At 70.0% G+C, this 16,430-nt stretch carries 17 protein-coding genes; 11 read left to right on the top strand and 6 right to left on the bottom strand.

What is annotated here, in order from left to right:
• Positions 1-80 precede the first annotated feature (80 nt).
• From mscL to ABE438_RS08880, 3 genes are all read left to right on the top strand, one after another.
• Positions 81-506, top strand: coding sequence for a large conductance mechanosensitive channel protein MscL (mscL, locus tag ABE438_RS08890; protein ID WP_346502239.1), 426 nt, complete (start codon positions 81-83; stop codon positions 504-506).
• 133 nt (positions 507-639) lie between these two features.
• Positions 640-1,827, top strand: a complete 1,188-nt coding sequence (locus ABE438_RS08885; protein WP_465248586.1) for a pyridoxal phosphate-dependent aminotransferase — start codon at positions 640-642, stop codon at positions 1,825-1,827.
• A 91-nt stretch (positions 1,828-1,918) separates the two neighbouring features.
• Positions 1,919-2,986 carry an AbrB family transcriptional regulator gene (locus ABE438_RS08880; RefSeq protein WP_346502238.1) on the top strand — a complete coding sequence of 356 codons (1,068 nt, stop codon included), beginning with the start codon at positions 1,919-1,921 and terminating at the stop codon, positions 2,984-2,986.
• A 16-nt stretch (positions 2,987-3,002) separates the two neighbouring features.
• Here ABE438_RS08880 and ABE438_RS08875 read toward each other — a convergent pair whose 3' ends face one another.
• Positions 3,003-3,929 carry an SMP-30/gluconolactonase/LRE family protein gene (locus ABE438_RS08875; RefSeq protein ID WP_346502237.1) on the bottom strand — a complete coding sequence of 309 codons (927 nt, stop codon included), beginning with the start codon at positions 3,927-3,929 and terminating at the stop codon, positions 3,003-3,005.
• Positions 3,930-4,040: 111 nt separating this feature from the next.
• Positions 4,041-4,946: a LysR family transcriptional regulator gene (locus ABE438_RS08870; protein ID WP_346502236.1), complete on the bottom strand. Its 906-nt coding sequence runs from the start codon at positions 4,944-4,946 to the stop codon at positions 4,041-4,043.
• A 119-nt stretch (positions 4,947-5,065) separates the two neighbouring features.
• Here ABE438_RS08870 and ABE438_RS08865 point away from each other — a divergent pair, with 119 nt between their 5' ends.
• The 4 genes from ABE438_RS08865 (at position 5,066) to glcF (ending at position 9,936) form a co-directional block, all read left to right on the top strand.
• Positions 5,066-6,502, top strand: a complete 1,437-nt coding sequence (locus ABE438_RS08865) for an FAD-binding oxidoreductase (protein WP_346502235.1) — start codon at positions 5,066-5,068, stop codon at positions 6,500-6,502.
• 168 nt (positions 6,503-6,670) lie between these two features.
• A complete protein-coding gene (locus ABE438_RS08860; protein ID WP_346502234.1) occupies positions 6,671-6,958 on the top strand; it encodes a GIY-YIG nuclease family protein in 288 nt (95 codons plus the stop codon).
• 166 nt (positions 6,959-7,124) lie between these two features.
• Positions 7,125-8,312, top strand: a complete 1,188-nt coding sequence (locus ABE438_RS08855) for an FAD-binding protein (protein WP_346502233.1) — start codon at positions 7,125-7,127, stop codon at positions 8,310-8,312.
• A 259-nt stretch (positions 8,313-8,571) separates the two neighbouring features.
• Positions 8,572-9,936: a glycolate oxidase subunit GlcF gene (gene glcF, locus ABE438_RS08850; protein WP_346502232.1), complete on the top strand. Its 1,365-nt coding sequence runs from the start codon at positions 8,572-8,574 to the stop codon at positions 9,934-9,936.
• A gap of 102 nt (positions 9,937-10,038) precedes the next feature.
• Here the strand turns inward: glcF and ABE438_RS08845 are convergent, their stop codons facing one another.
• On the bottom strand, positions 10,039-10,914 hold the full coding sequence (locus ABE438_RS08845; RefSeq protein ID WP_465248585.1) for a L,D-transpeptidase: 876 nt from the start codon (positions 10,912-10,914) through the stop codon (positions 10,039-10,041).
• 171 nt (positions 10,915-11,085) lie between these two features.
• The gene (locus ABE438_RS08840; RefSeq protein WP_346502231.1) at positions 11,086-12,510 is read right to left on the bottom strand and encodes a lipopolysaccharide biosynthesis protein; all 1,425 of its coding nucleotides are present in this window, start codon (positions 12,508-12,510) and stop codon (positions 11,086-11,088) included.
• A 168-nt stretch (positions 12,511-12,678) separates the two neighbouring features.
• On the opposite strand from ABE438_RS08840, the gene ABE438_RS08835 reads away from it, so the two are divergent.
• From ABE438_RS08835 to ABE438_RS08825, 3 genes are all read left to right on the top strand, one after another.
• Positions 12,679-13,152, top strand: coding sequence for a GNAT family N-acetyltransferase (locus ABE438_RS08835; RefSeq protein ID WP_346502230.1), 474 nt, complete (start codon positions 12,679-12,681; stop codon positions 13,150-13,152).
• The gene (locus ABE438_RS08830; RefSeq protein WP_346502229.1) at positions 13,149-13,991 is read left to right on the top strand and encodes a DMT family transporter; all 843 of its coding nucleotides are present in this window, start codon (positions 13,149-13,151) and stop codon (positions 13,989-13,991) included. The genes ABE438_RS08835 and ABE438_RS08830 overlap by 4 nt, the downstream gene beginning before the upstream one ends.
• A gap of 153 nt (positions 13,992-14,144) precedes the next feature.
• Positions 14,145-14,825: a DUF930 domain-containing protein gene (locus tag ABE438_RS08825; protein ID WP_346502228.1), complete on the top strand. Its 681-nt coding sequence runs from the start codon at positions 14,145-14,147 to the stop codon at positions 14,823-14,825.
• A gap of 22 nt (positions 14,826-14,847) precedes the next feature.
• Here the strand turns inward: ABE438_RS08825 and ABE438_RS08820 are convergent, their stop codons facing one another.
• The gene (locus ABE438_RS08820; protein ID WP_346502227.1) at positions 14,848-15,327 is read right to left on the bottom strand and encodes a PaaI family thioesterase; all 480 of its coding nucleotides are present in this window, start codon (positions 15,325-15,327) and stop codon (positions 14,848-14,850) included.
• A 67-nt stretch (positions 15,328-15,394) separates the two neighbouring features.
• Positions 15,395-15,877 (bottom strand): MarR family winged helix-turn-helix transcriptional regulator, encoded by a 483-nt coding sequence (locus ABE438_RS08815; protein WP_346502226.1) that lies wholly within the window; start codon positions 15,875-15,877, stop codon positions 15,395-15,397.
• Positions 15,878-16,098: 221 nt separating this feature from the next.
• Between ABE438_RS08815 and groES the strand changes: the two genes are divergently transcribed.
• Positions 16,099-16,386 carry a co-chaperone GroES gene (gene groES / locus ABE438_RS08810; RefSeq protein WP_346502225.1) on the top strand — a complete coding sequence of 96 codons (288 nt, stop codon included), beginning with the start codon at positions 16,099-16,101 and terminating at the stop codon, positions 16,384-16,386.
• Positions 16,387-16,430 lie beyond the last annotated feature (44 nt).

The raw sequence follows: 16,430 nt of genomic DNA, 5'->3' as shown, positions 1-16,430 counted from the left end.
GACTCCTCTAGCGTCCGAAGCGGGAGGCGCGCGGCCCGCGGCGGCGCATCCAAGCGGCAACCGATCTGGAAAGGGGCGCCATGCTCAAGGAATTCAGGGAATTCGCGCTGAAGGGCAACGTGGTCGACCTCGCCATCGGCGTGGTGATCGGTGCCGCCTTCGGCCGGATCGTCGACTCGCTCGTCGCCGATATCATCATGCCGCTGATCGGCGCGCTCGGCGGCGTCGACTTCTCGAACTACTTCTTCGGCCTCAACAGCGCCGTGACCTCGCCCGTGCTCTCCGAGGCGCGCAAGCAGGGCGCGGTGCTGGCCTATGGCAACTTCGTCACCATCGCGGTGAACTTCATCATCATCGCCTTCGTGCTGTTCCTCGTCGTCAAGGCGATCAACCGGCTGAAGCGTTCCAAGGCCGCCGAGGCCGAGGCGGCGGCCCCGGCCGCCCCGCCGCAGGACGTCGTGCTCCTGGCCGAGATCCGCGACCTGCTGAAGCAGAAGCAGGCCTGACGGCCGGGGCGGCGGCGCCCCGATCCATCACTGCGACCGATCGGGTCGATCTCGCGATTTCATGGCGCGGGATCGGCCCGATTGCGTTATGGAAGCCGGCATATCGCGTCGGGGATCGCTCGAAAGGCCGCCCATGAATATGCATGCCCAGGCTGACAGCCTGCTCGCCAGCCTTCGCCCCGAGGCGCGCAACGCTCCCGAGAGCGGCATCGTCGAGGTGATGAACCACGGCCGGCTCAAGCAGGGGCTGATCCCGCTCTGGGTGGGCGAGGGCGACCTGCCGACGCCGTGCTTCATCGTCGAGGCGGCCAAGCGCTCGCTCGACGCCGGCGAGACCTTCTACACTTGGCAGCGCGGCATCCCGGAACTGCGCGAGGCGCTGGCCCGCTATCATGCGGCGCTCTATGGCCGGCCCTTCTCCTCGGAGCGCTTCTTCGTCACCGGCTCGGGCATGCAGTCGGTCCAGATCGCCGTGCGGATGATCGCGGGCGCCGGCGACGAGGTCGTGGTGCCGTCCCCGGCCTGGCCGAACGTGCCGGCCGCCGTCGGCGTCGCCGGCGCCGTGCCGGTCTCGGTGCCGCTCGAATTCCGCGACGGGCGCTTCGTGCTCGACATGGGCCGTCTCGAGGCGGCGATCACGCCGCGTACCCGTGCCCTGATGATCAATTCCCCGGCGAACCCAACCGGCTGGACCGCGCGTCGCGAGGAGCTCGCCGAGATCCTGGCCCTGGCGCGCCGGCACGGGCTCTGGATCGTCGCCGACGAGATCTATGCGCGCTTCGTCTATGACGGTTCGGCCCGCGCGCCCTCCTTCCACGATGTGATGGAGGATGAGGACCGCATCGTCTTCGTCCAGACCTTCTCGAAGAACTGGGCGATGACCGGCTGGCGCCTCGGCTGGATCGAGGCGCCGCCGGCGCTCGGCCAGGTCATCGAGAACCTGGTCCAGTATTCGACCTCCGGCTCGCCGGTCTTCGTGCAGCGCGCCGGGATCGCCGCCCTCGACGAGGGCGAGCCCTTCATCGCCGAGCAGATCGCGCGGGCCGCCGAAGGCCGCCGCATCGTCTCGGAGGGGCTGAAGGCGACCAACCGCGTCTCGCTGCATGCGCCGGACGGCGCCTTCTACCAGTTCTTCGCCGTCGACGGCCGCACGGATTCGCGGGCATTGGCGCTGGAGCTGGTCGAGACCGCCAATGTCGGCCTCGCGCCGGGCGCAGCCTTCGGAGCCGGCGGCGAGCAGGGCTTGCGCCTGTGCTTCGCCCGCAACTCCTCCGATCTGGTCGAGGCGGTGGCTCGTCTGCAGAGGGCGCTGTCGGCCTGAGCGCATGGCCGGTCGCCGTTTCCGGCGTTTGACCTGACGGCAGGCATGGGCCTTGATGGCGCGGCGCGCGCTTCCGCGTGCCCCGCCAGCCATGCCGAAATCGTCCTATCTCCCCTATCGCCTGAGAACCCTGTCCCGCGAGGCGCTGGTCATCGGCTGCGCCGCGGCCGGCGGTCTGCTGTTTTCGCTGCTCGACGTGCCGGCGGCCTGGCTGTCGGGCTCGATGCTGTTCGTCTCGGTGATCGGGGTGATGCGGCCGCTGCCCGAGCTGCGCCGTCCCTGGTTCGATTCCACCATGATCATGTCGGGCGCGCTGATCGGCTCGGCCACCACGCCCGAGGCGCTGGCGGCGACGGCGCGCTATCCGGGCTCGCTCGCGGTGCTGGTCGTCGGGCTGGCGGCGATCATGCTCGCCACCGGCGCCTATCTGCGCTTCGTCGCGCGCTGGTCCTGGATCGATTCCCTGCTGGCGGCCGCGCCCGGCGCGCTCTCGGCGGTGATCGCGGTGGCGCAGGACAAGGGCGCCAATATCGGCCGCATCGCGGCGATCCAGCTCTTCCGCATCCTGGTGCTGGTGGCGCTGCTGCCGAGCATCATGAAGCTCAGCGGCACCACGGTCTCGCAACTCCCCCCGCCGCCGGTGGTCGCCTCCGTGGGCGACACGGCGCTCGTGCTCGGCGCCTCGCTGCTGACCGGGTTGCTGTTCGAGCGCCTGCGCGTCACCGCACCCTTCATCCTCGGCGCGACCTTCGCCAGCGCCGTGCTGCACGGCACCGGGCTGGTGCACGGCACGCTGCCGCCCGAGATCGCCGTCGTCGTCATGGTGATGCTGGGCGCTGCCATGGGCGGGCGCGTCTCGACGCTGAAGCGCAACGAGATCGCGGCGCTGTTCCCGCTGGCGATCGGCGGCTTCTTCGTCTCGATGGGCGTCGCCTTCCTCTTCGCCTGGCCGGCGGCGGTGCTGGCGGGGGTCTCCTATGCCAGCGCGCTCGCCGCCTTCGCGCCCGGCGGGCTCGAGGCCATGGCGGTGCTCGCCTTCGCCATGGGGCTCGACCCGCTCTATGTCGGCGCCCACCACCTGACGCGCTTCATGCTGCTCGGCCTGGCGATGCCCTTCGTCGTCGGGCGGATGAAGCCCGAGAAGCCGCCGCCGGACTGAGCGGCGGGCACAGGCCTCAGACGGTGCCGTTGGTGTGGGTCATCAGCGCATAGAGCGAGGTCGTGCCGCAGATGAACAGGCGGTTGAGCTTCGGCCCGCCGAAGCAGAGATTGGCGATGACCTCCGGGATCAGGATGCGGCCGATCAGCGTGCCGTCGGCATGGAAAACGTGGATGCCCTCCGCCGAGCTGCTCCACAGCCGGCCCTCCCGGTCGAAGCGGAACCCGTCGAACAGTCCCGCCGTGCACGCCGCGAAGACTTCGCCGCCGCGCAGCGTGCGCCCGTCGCTGCCGAGCGAGAAGCGCCTGATATGGCGCGGCCCGTTCTCCGGATCGTGGCTGGCGCCGGTATCGGCGATGTAGAGTTCGCGCTCGTCCGGCGAGAAGGCGAGGCCGTTCGGCTTGACGAAGTCGCCGGCTGCGATGGCGAGCTCGCCCGACTGCGGATCGATGCGGTAGACGTTGCAGCGGCCGATCTCGCTCTCGGCCCTGTCGCCCTCATAGTCGCTGAGGATGCCGTAGTCGGGATCGGTGAACCAGATCGAGCCGTCCGACTTCACCACCACGTCGTTGGGGGAATTGAGCCGCTTGCCCTGCCAATGGCTGGCCAGCACCGTGACCGAGCCGTCATGCTCGGTGCGGGTCACCTGCCGCCCGCCATGCTCGCAGGTGACGAGCCGTCCCTGCCGGTCGACCGTGTTGCCGTTGGCATTGCGCGCCGGCTGGCGGAAGACGCCGACATGGCCGCTGAGCGCGTCGTAGCGCAGCATGCGGTCGTTGGGGATGTCCGACCAGACCACGGTCTGGTGCGCCGGGAACCAGGCCGGCCCCTCGCACCAGCGCGCCCCGGTCCACAGGCGCTCCAGCCTGGCCGTGCCCGGGATGATGCGATGGAAGCGCGGGTCGAGCACCTCGACGCGAAAACCCTCGATGACTCCGAACATGCACGTGCTCCCCGAGATCCGGGCGGCGGGCCGGATCGAATCCGCCGGCAAGAATGACGAAGCGCGGCGTGGCCGCAAGGCGAACCGTCGCTGTCCGGCTACCACCAGAGGCTAGAGCACCAGCCCTCGATCCCAATAGGGCGTGGCGCCGTAGAGCTCGGCGAGATAGTCGACGAAGACGCGGACCTTCTGCTCCATGTGGCGGCGGCTGGGATAGACGGCGTAGACCGCGACCCGCCGGCCGACCGAATAGGCGGGCAGCACATGGGTCAGCGCGCCCGATTGCAGCTCGGCGCCGATGTCCCAGGTCGAGCGCAGCGCGATGCCGACCCCGGCCAGCAGCGCCTCGCGCACCACCTCGCTCGAATTGGTCCGCAGCGGCCCGGCGATCCGCACCGAGACCGGCCCATCCGGCCCGTCGAGCCGCCATTGGTCGGTGTTGTGGGCGATGAGCGTGTGGCGCTCCAGGTCGGTAAGGCTTTCGGGCACGCCATGCCGGGCGAGATAGTCCGGCGTGGCGCACAGCATGCGGTGATTGGGCGCAAGCCGCTTGGCGACGAGGCTGGAATCCCGCAGGTCGGCGATGCGCACCGCGAGATCGAAGCCTTCAGCGACGATATCGACGAAGGTGTCGGTCAGGATCAGCTCGACGCTGACCATCGGGTTGGCGTCGAGGAAGGGCTTGAGATGCGGGGCGATGTGCAGCCGCCCGAACGAGGTCGGCGCCGAAACCCGCAGCGTGCCGCGCGGCTGGCCGGAGCCGCTGGCCACCCAGGATTCGGCTTCCTCGACCGAGCCGAGGATCGCCACCACGCGTTCGTAGAAGCCCTGGCCGGCCTCGGTCAGCGAGAGCTGGCGCGTGGTGCGCTGGAGCAGGCGCACGCCCAGCCTGTCCTCCAGCCGCCGGATCCGCTTGGAGATGACGGCCGGCGACAGGTTGAGCTCGCGGCCGGCGGCCGACATGCTTTTGGCGGTGACGACGCGGGCGAAGACGTCGAGGTCGCCGAACCGGTCCATGCACACTCCATCTTTTCCATTTTGGAAATAATCATGGACGGTGCTCGCGCTGCAAGCCCGGTGGAATTATTCTAGGGTCGCTGGCGGCACGGCCCGCGACGCCCGCCGAGGAAACGACCATGAGCGCGATTGCCTTTCCCGATCCCGATCCGAGCATTCTCGCGCGGCGCGACGCCATCGTCGCCGGGCTCGCCGGCCTCGTCGCGCCAGAGGCTCTGATCACCAGCGAGGACGAGCGCCGCCCCTATGAGACCGACGCGCTCACTGCCTATCGCCGCATGCCGCTGGCCGTGGTGCTGCCCTCGACGACGCAGGAGGTCGCGGCGGTGCTGCGCTATTGCTCGCAGGCCGGCGTCCCGGTGGTGCCGCGCGGCGCCGGCACCTCGCTCGCCGGCGGGGCGATCCCGCAGGAGGACGCGGTGGTGATCGGCGTTTCCAAGATGAACCGCATCCTCGAGATCGACTATGCCGACCGCGTCGCGCGGGTGCAGGCGGGCGTCACCAATCTCGCCGTCACCGGCGCGGTCTCGGCCGACGGCTTCTTCTACGCGCCCGATCCGTCCTCGCAGCTCGCCTGCTCGATCGGCGGCAATATCGGCATGAACTCCGGCGGGGCGCACTGCCTGAAATACGGCGTCACCACCAACAATGTGCTCGGCGTCACCATGGTGATGCTCGACGGCAGCATCGTCGAGATCGGCGGCGCGCATCTCGACGCGCCGGGCTACGACCTGCTCGGCCTCGTCGTCGGCTCGGAAGGGCAGATCGGCATCGTCACAGAGGCGACGGTGCGCATCCTGCGCGCGGCGGAGGGCGCGCGGCCGGTGCTGTTCGGCTTCCCGACCAGCGAGGAGGCGGGCGCGGCGGTCGCCGCCATCATCGGCGCCGGCATCATCCCGGTGGCGATGGAGTTCATGGACAAGCAGGCGGTCGAGATCTGCGAGGCCTTCGCCAAGGCCGGCTACCCGATGGATTGCGGCGCGCTGCTGATCATCGAGGTCGAGGGCTCGGATGCCGAGATGGGCGCCCAGCTCGCCCGCATCGTCGCCATCGCCCGCCAGCACGGGGTGACGACCGTCAAGGAAAGCCGCTCGGCCATGGAGGCTGCGGCGATCTGGAAGGGCCGCAAATCCGCCTTCGGCGCCACGGGCCGCATCGCCGACTATATCTGCATGGACGGCACGATCCCGACCGGCCAGCTGCCTTATGTGCTGCGGCGCATGGACGAGATCGTCCAGGGCTACGGCCTGCGCGTCGCCAACGTCTTCCACGCCGGCGACGGCAACCTGCACCCGCTGGTGCTCTACAACTGCAACGACCCGGTCGAGGCGCAGAAGGCCGAGGACGCCGGCATGGACATCCTGCGCCTCTGCGTCGAGGTCGGCGGCTGCCTCACCGGCGAGCACGGCGTCGGCATCGAGAAGCGCGACCTGATGACCGTCCAGTTCAACGAGGCCGACCTGCACCAGCAGATGCGCGTGAGAGCCGTCTTCGACCGCGACTGGCTGATGAACCCGGCCAAGGTGTTCCCGCTGGAAGGCAGGGTGGCGGCGTGAGGCAACCCTCCGTCCTTCCGGTACGCTCTGCGGCGAAGAGCTGGGAAGCCATGAGTATGACGTTCGAGAGAAAAGCTGTCAGCGTATCGCTCGATCAATCAGATGTCGTGTTCATGGATTCCGGGCTCATGCCTTCGGCATGCCCCGAAATGACGGGGGAGGGGTGTTTTGCCGTTTCACGTCTATCTGCTCGCCTCCCGCCGCGACGGAACGCTCTATCTGGGAATGACTCGCGATCTCGCGCGCCGCGTCCACGAGCACAAGAGCAAGGTGCTTCCCGGCTTCTCGCGGAAATACGGTGTCGATCGTCTCGTCTGGTACGAGGAACACCAGACCGCGATGGAGGCGATCGAGCGCGAGAAGGACATCAAGGCCTGGCGCCGCCAATGGAAAGTCAATCTGATAGAGGACGGAAACCCCGATTGGATGGATCTCTATTCGTTGCTCGCGCGATGACCCTCCACCGTCATTCCGGGGCATTGCGAAGCAATGAGCCCGGAACCCATGACCGCGACGCTGTTCGAGATACACCACGGCTGTGTCATCGTGTTGCCGATCTGCGCCCCGCCGTGGGTTCCGGGTTCTTCGCTGCGCGAAGCCCCGGAATGACGGAGATTGGCGCGTGATCGTGCACACCCCCACAACCGAAGCCGAAGCCTGTGACCTCGTCCGCGCGGCGGCGGATGCGCGCCGGGCGCTGTCGATCACCGGCGGCGGGACGCGGGCCGGGCTCGGGCGGCCGGTCGCGGCGCAGGCCACGCTGTCGGCCGCTGGGTTGAGCGGCATCACGCTCTACGAGCCGGCCGAGATGGTCGTCAGTGCGCGCGCCGGCACGCCGCTGGCGCTGATCGAGCAGACGCTCGCGGCGCGCGGGCAGATGCTGCCCTTCGAGCCGATGGACCATCGCAGCCTGCTCGGCACCCGCGGCGAGCCGACGATCGGCGCGGTCGCTGCCGGCAACGTCTCCGGCCCGCGCCGGATCAATGCCGGCGCCGCGCGCGACTCCCTGATCGGCATCCGGCTGGTCAACGGCCGCGGCGAGGCGGTGAAGTCCGGCGGGCGGGTGATGAAGAACGTCACCGGGCTCGACCTGGTGAAGCTCGTCGCCGGCAGCTACGGCACGCTCGGGCTGCTGACGGAGGTGACCTTCCGCGTGCTGCCGCGCCCGGAGCGTGTGGTGACGCTGGCCTGGCCCGGCCTCGCCGACGCGGCGGCGGTGACGCTGCTCTCGGCCGCGCTCGGCTCGCCCTACGAGCCGATGGCGGCGGCGCATCTGCCGGCGGGCATCGCCGGCGAGACCGCGCTGACGCTGTTGCGGCTGGAGAACGTCTCCGCCTCGATCGACTATCGCGGCGCCGAACTCGCCCGGCTGCTCAAGCCGCACGGCCGGCCGCGGCTGATCGAGGGGCCGGAGGGCGACGCGCTCTGGCGCGGGCTGCGCGACGCGCAGGCCTTCGCCGGCACGCCGGAGGCGGTCTGGCGCCTGTCGCTGGCGCCGAGCCGCGGCCCGGGCGCCACGGCCGCCATCGCCGCAGCGATCCCCGCAGCCCGCTGGTTCTACGACTGGGGCGGCGGCCTGGTCTGGCTGGCGGTCCCGGCGGAGGGCGATGCCGGCGCGCAGGCGATCCGCGCCGCGCTCGGCCCGCTCGGCGGCCACGCCACGCTGGTGCGCGCGCCCGAGGCTGTGCGGGCCGCCGTCCCGGTCTTCGAGCCGCTGGCCGAGCCGCTGATGCGCGTCAGCGCCGGCGTCAAGGCGAGCTTCGACCCGCAGGGCATCTTCGAGCCGGGGCGGATCTATGCAGGGATTTGACGTGAGTTCGCGACTTTATCGCCTCTGTCCCAAAACCGGGGCCCGGCAGTTCGCTATCCGAGATGCGCAGGGGTTTTACGTTCTGGGTTCGCCGGCTCGGGGTGCGGAGAAGCACTACGAGAAGAACAAGGTACTCACGAAGAGTGAGGATGAGATGATCGATCTGGTGGCGAAGGGTTATTCGGTTCGCGTGAGAACGGACGCAGCGCCTTCGCTCGTCCGCTTAAATCTCCATCTGGATGGTGTGAAGTTCACATAAATGAAGACCAGCTTCACCCCCGAGCATCTCGCCTCCGATCCGCGCCTGCCGGCGTCGGAGAAGATCCTGCGCAGCTGCGTGCATTGCGGCTTCTGCACCGCCACCTGCCCGACCTATCTGCTGCTCGGCGACGAGCTCGATTCCCCGCGCGGCCGCATCTACCAGATCAAGGACATGCTGGAGAACGCCCGCCCGGCGACGGCCGAGGTGGTCAAGCATGTCGACCGCTGCCTTTCCTGCCTGTCCTGCATGACGACCTGCCCGTCGGGCGTGCACTACATGCACCTCGTCGACCATGCCCGCGCGCATATCGAGGAGACCTATGAGCGGCCCTGGCACGACCGGGTGCTGCGCCGGGTTCTGGCGGCGATCCTGCCCTATCCGGGCCGCTTCCGGCTCGCCATGCTGGCGGCCCAGCTGGGCAAGCCCTTCGCCGGGCTGCTCGGGGCGCTGCCGCTCGCCGGCACGCGGCTGAAGGCGATGCTGGCGCTGGCGCCGTCCGCGCTGCCGGGGCGCTCGGCGATGGAGGGGCCGCAGCGCTTCGTCGCCGAAGGCCCGCGCCGCAAGCGCGTCGCCATGCTGTCGGGCTGCGCCCAGCCGGTGCTCGATCCCGGCATCAACGAGGCGACGATCCGCCTGCTGACCCGCCATGGCGTCGAGGTCGTGCTGCCGAAGGGCGAGGGCTGCTGCGGCGCGCTGGTCCATCATATGGGCCGCGAGCACGACGCGCTCGCCTTCGCCCGCGCCAATATCGACGCCTGGACGGCCGAGATCGACGGCGAGGGACTCGACGCCATCCTGATCACCGCCTCCGGCTGCGGCACGACGATCAAGGATTACGGCTTCATGTTCCGCAACGAGCCGGCCTATGCCGCCAAGGCGGAGCGCGTCGCGGCGCTGGCCAAGGACGTGACCGAATTCGTCGAGACGCTGGAGATCGCGCCGGCGCGCGGCTTCGACCTCACGGTCGCCTATCACTCCGCCTGTTCGATGCAGCATGGCCAGCAGCTCAAGGACGGGCCGAAGCGCCTGCTCGCCCGCGCCGGTTTTCGGGTGAAGGAGGTGCCGGAGGGCCATATCTGCTGCGGCTCGGCCGGTGTCTACAACATCCTGCAACCCGAGATTGCCGAGCAGCTGCGCGAGCGCAAGGTCGGGAATATCGAGCGCACCCGGCCCGATCTCGTCGCCACCGGCAATATCGGCTGCATCACCCAGATCGCCAAGGGTTTCGCCGATCGCGGGGCGCGGACGCCGGTGCTCCACACCGCCGAGCTGCTCGACTGGGCGACCGGCGGGCCGATCCCAGAGAAGCTCGCCAACGCCGGGCTCGGCGAGGCGATGCCGGCGCCGCTGGCGGCGGAGTAGGGCGGGGCTCGCCCGGTCATGACGGGGGCGCGCACCGCGAAGCGGTTATGACCCCCGAGCCGCAGCAAGTCAGACCGGCCGCCAGGGCGGCCGGTCGTCCGGCTACATCACCACGACGCGGGCGCCGACGCGGACGCGGCCATAGAGGTCCATCACGTCGTCATTGGTCATGCGGATGCAGCCCGAGGACACCGCCTGGCCGATCGTGTGCGGCTCGTTGGTGCCGTGGATGCGGTAGAGCGTCGAGCCGAGATAGAGCGCGCGGGCGCCGAGCGGGTTCTCCGGGCCGCCGGGCATGAAGCGCGGCAGGTCGGGGCGGCGCTTCAGCATGCTTGCCGGCGGCGTCCAGCTCGGCCATTCGGCCTTGCGCGAGACGGTCTGCGTGCCCTTCCAGCTGAAGCCCTCGCGGCCGACGCCGATGCCGTAGCGCAGGGCGCGCCCGCCGGGCTGGACCAGATAGAGGAAGCGGCTGGAGGTATCGATCACCACCGTGCCCGGCCGCTGCGGCCCGTCATAGGCGACCTCCTGCTTCTGGAAGCGGGCGGGGATGGCGCGCTGGATCGGCGTGTCGGCCATCATCGGCTGGCCGAGCGAGGCGCTGCGGCGCTCCTGACGGGGCGACGGCGGCGGCGGATAGGCCTCGCCGCCATAGACGTCGCCACGCGAGATCTGCCCGCGCGAAACCTGCCCGCGATAGATCGGGTCGCCGTCGAGCGGCACCGGGGCCTCGTAGTCGGAGAGGCGGCGATAGCGCTGCGGCTGCTGGCCATAGGCCGGGCGCGAGGGCTGGTTGTAGACGGCGCGGCCGCGGCCGTAATCGCTCGGGTCCTGGCCCGTCATCAGCATCTCGATGAAGCCGCCGCCATATTGGCCGCGCGCCGCCTGGTCGACGGGCCGGCAATAGGTCTGGGCCAGCGCCGGCACGGCTGGCAGGAGCATGCCGGCCAGCGCCAGCGGAAGGATGCGGATCGCAAGCATGACGCAACTCTCTCGACGAAACCTGCCGGGACGCTGCGCTTATGGTTGAAATGAATGGTGAATCGCGGGCGCCCGAAGCGCTTAACCGCCCGAAATGCGGCGAAATCCCCGCATTAACCTTATCGAGCCGCAAGCAAACGCGGTAAACCGAACCTTGCGGCAGGCCGGCCTTCAGCGCTTGCCGCGGCGGGCCGAGCGCCAGCCGCGCAGCGCCGTGCGGCAGCCCGCCGTGTCGCAGGCGAGCAGCACGGCGACGTAGACCAGCGCGCCGAGAGCCGCCATCGCCGCGAGCTCGATCGCCGGCGTCATGGTGCGGCGCAGCGGCAGCAGGCAGGCGGCCATCGCCGCGGTGGCGAGGATCGGCGCCAGCAGCTCGCGTGCCGGGGGCAGGGCGGGCAGGCTGCGGAGCGCCAGCACGCCGGTGACGGCCAGCACGAGCAGGAAGGCGGCGACCTGGCCGATGGCGAAGCGCTCCGCCCCGAGTGCGCCGGCGCAGAGGATGACCGCCAGATTGAGCGCCAGCCCGGCGAGCGCGGCCAGGGTGACGAGCCCGGTACGCTTGCCGAGCAGGAAGACCGGGTAGAGCCCGGCGATGAACAGGCACAGCGCCAGGAAGCCCGGCAGCAGCAGGGTGAGATAGACGCCGAAGCGCCCGCGGAACTCCGCCGGCACCAGCAGCGCCTCGAAGGCCGGCAGCACGAGGTAAAGCCCGGCGGCGCAGGGCAGGGCGACCATCAGCACGATGACCAGATTGTCCGAGATGCGCCGCAGCGCCGCCTCGCGCCCCACGGTCTCGTCGAGCCGCAGCACCTCGCGCAGCAGCACGATCTCGAGGCCGGCGCCGAGCATGCCGAACAGGCGCAGGCCGAGATCGGCCGCCAGCGAGAACTGGCCGGCCTCGGCATAGCCGTAGCCATCCGCCATCAGCGAGCGGTTGATCAGCGGGATCAGCGAATAGATCGCGTTGGCGCCGACCAGCGGCAGCGCGTAGCGCGCGAAGTCGCGCGCCAGCGAGCGACGCCAGCCGCCGGGCAGGCGCGGCGCGTCAGCCAGCGCCCGGCGCACGGTGAGCAGGGCGGCCCCGACGCTGATCACGCTGCCGAGCAGCACGACCGCCGCGTCGCGCGTCCACCAGGCCCCGCCGACCATCAGCACCAGCGCCAGCAGGTTCTTGACCATGACGAGCCGCGCGTAGGCGGCGTCCATGAAGCGGGCGCGGGCGATGGCGCCGTGATAGTCGAACAGACCGGCGCCGATGCCGGCGGCGACGGCTGCCGCCACCAGCATGGTCGGCAGGCGGAAATCGACGCCGGAGGCGACCGCGGCGAGCAGGATGCCCGCCAGCGCCAGCGTCATACCCGCCAGCAGCAGGTCCAGCGTCGCGCGGATCTCGGGCTGCTCCAGCCGGGCCTTCTGCGAGTAGAAGCGCACCGCCGAGATCCGGATCCAGTCGAGCAGCGCGGTGTTGAGCAGCACAACGATCGCCGCGCCGATGGCGTAGCGGCCGAACTCGGCCGGGCCGAGGAAGAAGGCGATCAGCAGCCCCAGCGCGAAATTCAGCGCCGAATTGACGATGAAGGGCAGGATGACGCTCATGCGGGGGCTCGCCGAACGCCGGCAGACCCATACCATGCCGGGCCGCGGCGCGAAAAGCGGGCCAGTTCCGCTGCGCGGGAAGCATGGGGGAGGGGCGAGACGGACATCTATCCACCCTAGCGCAATGGTCCTAATCGCTCGTTCATGACGCCTCCTACGCTTCGCGCCGTGACCGATGAGGATTCAGAGCCGCTGGCGGCGCTGATCGCCGCGAGCTTCGCCGAATATCCCGGCTGCCTGTTCGACTGGTCGGAGTTCCCCGAGCTGCGCCGCCCGGCCTCGCATTATGCGGCGCGCGGCGGCGCGCTCTGGGTGGCCGCCATCGAGAACGGGCGCATCGTCGGCTCGCTTGCCGCCGTGCCGGTTCCTGAGCAGGGCGCGGTCGAATTGTTCAAGGTCTATGCCGATCCGGCCTATCGCGGCTCCGGGCTCGCCCAGGCCCTGTTCGGGCGGGCGCTCGCCTTCGCCGCGGAGCGCGGCATGGCCGAGCTGATGCTCTGGTCCGACACGCGCTTCACCCGCGGCCACCGCTTCTACGAGAAGCTCGGCTTCCGCCGCTGGCCGGGCGAGCGCTACCTGGCCGACGTCTCCGCCAGCTGGGAATACCACTACCGCAGGCCCGTCGCCGCCGAGGCACCATGACCCTGCCGGCCCCGCTCCTCGCCGTCCTCGGGATCGCCTTGCTGACCGGTATGGACGCCGTGGTGAAGGGGCAGATGCAGCAGCATCCCTTCATCGTCGCGCTGTTCATGCGCTTCGCCGCCGGCAGCGTCTTCGCGCTGGCCGCGGTGGCGATCACTCGCCCGCCGGCGCCGACGCGCGCCAGTGTCATGGGCAATCTGGCGCGGGTGCCGGTGGTGGTGATGACAGCCGGCTCCTTCTTTTACTCGGTCTCGGTGCTGCCGCTGGCCGAGGCGCTGACGCTCTCCTTCCTCGCCCCGGTCTTCGTCGCCCTGATGGGCACGCTGATGCTGGGCGAACGGCTCGACAGGCGCATCCTGCAGGCGCTGGGCTGCGGGCTCGCCGGCATGCTGGTCATGGTCTGGCCGCGGCTGCAGGGCGAGGTCTCGGGCGCCGGCCTCGGCGTCGCCGCGGCTTTGTTCTCGGCCGTGACCTATGCCTTCAACCTGGTGCTGCTCCGGCGCATCGCCCTGCGCGAGCGGCCGGCGGTGATCGTGCTGTTCCAGAACGCCGGGCCGGCGCTGTGCCTCGCCATCCCCGCCTTCCTTTACGCGGTGCCGCTGAGCGGGGCCGATCTCGTCGCCTATGCGCTGGCGGGCGCGCTCGGCGTCGCCGGGCATTTCCTGCTGACGACGGCCTTTGCCCGCGCCCCGGCCTCGCGGCTTGCGCCGATCGAATATACCGCGCTGATCTGGGCGAGCCTGCTCGGCTGGCTGCTCTTCGCCGAGGTGCCGCCCTGGACGACCTATGCCGGCGCGGTGCTGATCGTCGCCGGGGCGGTCGCGGTCAGCCGGCGCTGAGGCGCAGGCGACGTCAGCCGCAAATTCGCCGGTTTCGCCGGGCTAGAGCTCGGCGAACCATGCAGAGGCGAGACCGCCTGAATACGGCAGGGGCAGGGTCGGGGCAGGGGGCAGGCGATGACGGCATTTCCCTTCCTCACGGCCTAAGCGGAGATGCGGCGCGCCCCTTCCCCGCGGAACGGCCTCGACGCGTGCGCCATCGGTCTCGCCCTCTTCCTTCACGCCGCCCTGCTCGGCGCCCTCATGCTGGCGGCACGTCCTTCACGCTTCGAGCCGATGCCGGAGGAGGCGATCGAGTTGGAACTCCTCAGCCCCGCGCAACTGCCTCTCTCCGCGGCGCGCCCGGCCCCGATGGCTCCGGCCGCCGTCGTGCCTTCCCCCGCGCCGCCGGAGATGCCGGCTCCGGCCCCGGAAGCCGCCGCGCCGGCCCCCGCGCAACCATTCGACACGATGGTCGAGGCGCGGCAGCTCATGTCGGCGGATGTGCTGGCCCATCCGCGCAGCCGCGAGGCGCGGGAGAGCCTGAAGCGGCTCGATCACGCCGAGCGTGTCGAGCAGATCTGCAACCTCGAGGCGATGAGCCAGATCCGGGGCTGGAATGGCGCCTTCGAGCCCGACCGCGTCGTCGCCTTCGCATTGGAGGATGTGCATCTGTCGCGCGCCGGGCTGGAGGCGAACGGCGCCGCCTTCCGCAGCCGACGGCGCTGGTACAGCCTGCGCTATCGCTGCGAGGTGACGCCGGATGGGACAAAGGTCGCCGGCTTCCGGTTCAGCGCCGGCGACGCGATCCCCCGGGAGCTATGGGCCTCGCTCGGGTTGCCTCCCGTGCATTGAGCGGCAAGGGCCGCATCCGCCCTCAGCCCGCTGGCTTCGCGCCGAAGATCATGCAGGTCTCGGTCCCGTGCGCCAGCAGCTTGCCCCGTGCATCGAGGAGCCGGCTCTCGCTGGTCGCGATCGAGCCGCCGCGATGGATGACGCGGCCCTCGCAGCGCACCGGCCCGCCATCGGGCAGCACCGGGCGCACATAGTTCAGCTTCATCTCGAGCGTGGTGTAGCCCTCGCCGGCCGCGAGCGTCGCATGGACGGCGCAGGCCATGGCGGAATCGAGCAGCGTCGCGGTCCAGCCGCCATGCACCGTGCCGAGCGGGTTGAGGAAGCGTGCGCCGGGCTGGCCGGTGAAGACCACGGCCCCTTGCGCGACCTCGCTCAGGGTGAAGTCGAGCGTCTCGGCGATGGGCGGACCGGGGTGGCGCCCTTCCAGCATGGCGCGCAGGAAGCTCAGCCCGTCCTCGGCGAGCAGGACATCGCGGCTGACGACGCCATAGGCAGGCTGCATCGCGGAAACTCCCTCATCGTGTATCTGCACGTTATGAGGTGCCGACGCGCAGCGTCAAGGCGGAGGCTCAGCCGGCTGCGTCGGGCGCGGGCAAGGGCGCGACGTCGCGGATGGCGCGGCGGATGGCGCGCAGCCCGTCGCGCGTCTCGCTCCAGCGCTCGCTGCCTAGCGCGGTCTCGATCCGCTCCTGCGCCAGGCGCCAATAGGGGATGGCGTTCTCGATCGCGGCGCGGCCCTTCTCGGTGACGAGATAGGTCTGTGCGCGCCCCTTGCACTCGCAGCGCTCGATCAGCGCCTCGGCGGCGAGCAGCTGGAGGTTGCGCGTGAGCGAGGTCCGTTCCAGCGCGAAGCGTTCCGCGAGTTCGGTCACCGAACGCCACTGCCCGGTCGAGAGTGCCGAGAGCAGCACGAACTGGGTGATCTTCAGCCCGCTCGGCCGCATCGCCTCGTCATAGGCGCGGGTGACGGCGCGCGCCGTCATGCGCACATGCAGCACGACGCAGGACCGGCCGATATCGTCGAGGCGGGGATCGGGGATGGGGGTGGTCATCGCCACAGGATAGCCGGTTTGTGCGGCTACCGCAGCAGGACAAGGCGCCTATCCCCGCGCCGCTAACCTTTGCGCGCGGCGCTCCTTGACTCCCCCACGGGGGCGACCTATCTCCCCGACGTCGCTTGGCACTCGATGATCGAGACTGCTAACAGACATCCAGCGGGACGCCTCCCGGTGAGGCACCGTCAAGAATTTACGAGCGAGAGGAAGACAGAACCATGAAGTTCCGTCCGCTGCATGACCGCGTTGTGGTCCGTCGCCTTGATAGCGAAGAGAAGACCAAGGGCGGCATCATCATCCCCGATACCGCCAAGGAAAAGCCCCAGGAGGGCGAGGTGGTCGCGGTCGGTCCGGGCGCCCGTGATGAGGCCGGCAAGCTCGTCGCCCTCGACGTCAAGCAGGGCGATCGCGTCCTGTTCGGCAAGTGGAGCGGCACCGAGGTCAAGATCGACGGCCAGGATCTCCTGATCATGAAGGAATCCGACATCATGGGCATCGTCGGCTGATCAGCCCGCAGACCGCCCTTCCGTAACGTTCAATCAGGAGTAGT

Source organism: Allobosea sp. TWI1241, from assembly GCF_039673065.1.
GTDB lineage: Bacteria > Pseudomonadota > Alphaproteobacteria > Rhizobiales > Beijerinckiaceae > Allobosea.
Note: the sequence above shows the minus strand (reverse complement) of the source record. Positions and strands in the feature narration are given on the sequence as shown.

Excerpts from the sequence above, each read along its gene's own strand:
- ABE438_RS08875 (WP_346502237.1), bottom strand. The coding sequence starts at position 3,929 with ATGTTCGGAGTCATCGAGGGTTTTCGCGTCGAGGTGCTCGACCCGCGC.
- ABE438_RS08885 (WP_465248586.1), top strand. The coding sequence starts at position 640 with ATGAATATGCATGCCCAGGCTGACAGCCTGCTCGCCAGCCTTCGCCCC.
- ABE438_RS08820 (WP_346502227.1), bottom strand. The coding sequence starts at position 15,327 with ATGCAGCCTGCCTATGGCGTCGTCAGCCGCGATGTCCTGCTCGCCGAG.
- ABE438_RS08840 (WP_346502231.1), bottom strand. The coding sequence starts at position 12,510 with ATGAGCGTCATCCTGCCCTTCATCGTCAATTCGGCGCTGAATTTCGCG.
- ABE438_RS08815 (WP_346502226.1), bottom strand. The coding sequence starts at position 15,877 with ATGACCACCCCCATCCCCGATCCCCGCCTCGACGATATCGGCCGGTCC.
- ABE438_RS08880 (WP_346502238.1), top strand. The coding sequence starts at position 1,919 with ATGCCGAAATCGTCCTATCTCCCCTATCGCCTGAGAACCCTGTCCCGC.
- ABE438_RS08865 (WP_346502235.1), top strand. The coding sequence starts at position 5,066 with ATGAGCGCGATTGCCTTTCCCGATCCCGATCCGAGCATTCTCGCGCGG.
- groES (WP_346502225.1), top strand. The coding sequence starts at position 16,099 with ATGAAGTTCCGTCCGCTGCATGACCGCGTTGTGGTCCGTCGCCTTGAT.
- ABE438_RS08825 (WP_346502228.1), top strand. The coding sequence starts at position 14,145 with ATGCGGCGCGCCCCTTCCCCGCGGAACGGCCTCGACGCGTGCGCCATC.
- ABE438_RS08830 (WP_346502229.1), top strand. The coding sequence starts at position 13,149 with ATGACCCTGCCGGCCCCGCTCCTCGCCGTCCTCGGGATCGCCTTGCTG.
- mscL (WP_346502239.1), top strand. The coding sequence starts at position 81 with ATGCTCAAGGAATTCAGGGAATTCGCGCTGAAGGGCAACGTGGTCGAC.
- glcF (WP_346502232.1), top strand. The coding sequence starts at position 8,572 with ATGAAGACCAGCTTCACCCCCGAGCATCTCGCCTCCGATCCGCGCCTG.
- ABE438_RS08845 (WP_465248585.1), bottom strand. The coding sequence starts at position 10,914 with ATGCTTGCGATCCGCATCCTTCCGCTGGCGCTGGCCGGCATGCTCCTG.
- ABE438_RS08870 (WP_346502236.1), bottom strand. The coding sequence starts at position 4,946 with ATGGACCGGTTCGGCGACCTCGACGTCTTCGCCCGCGTCGTCACCGCC.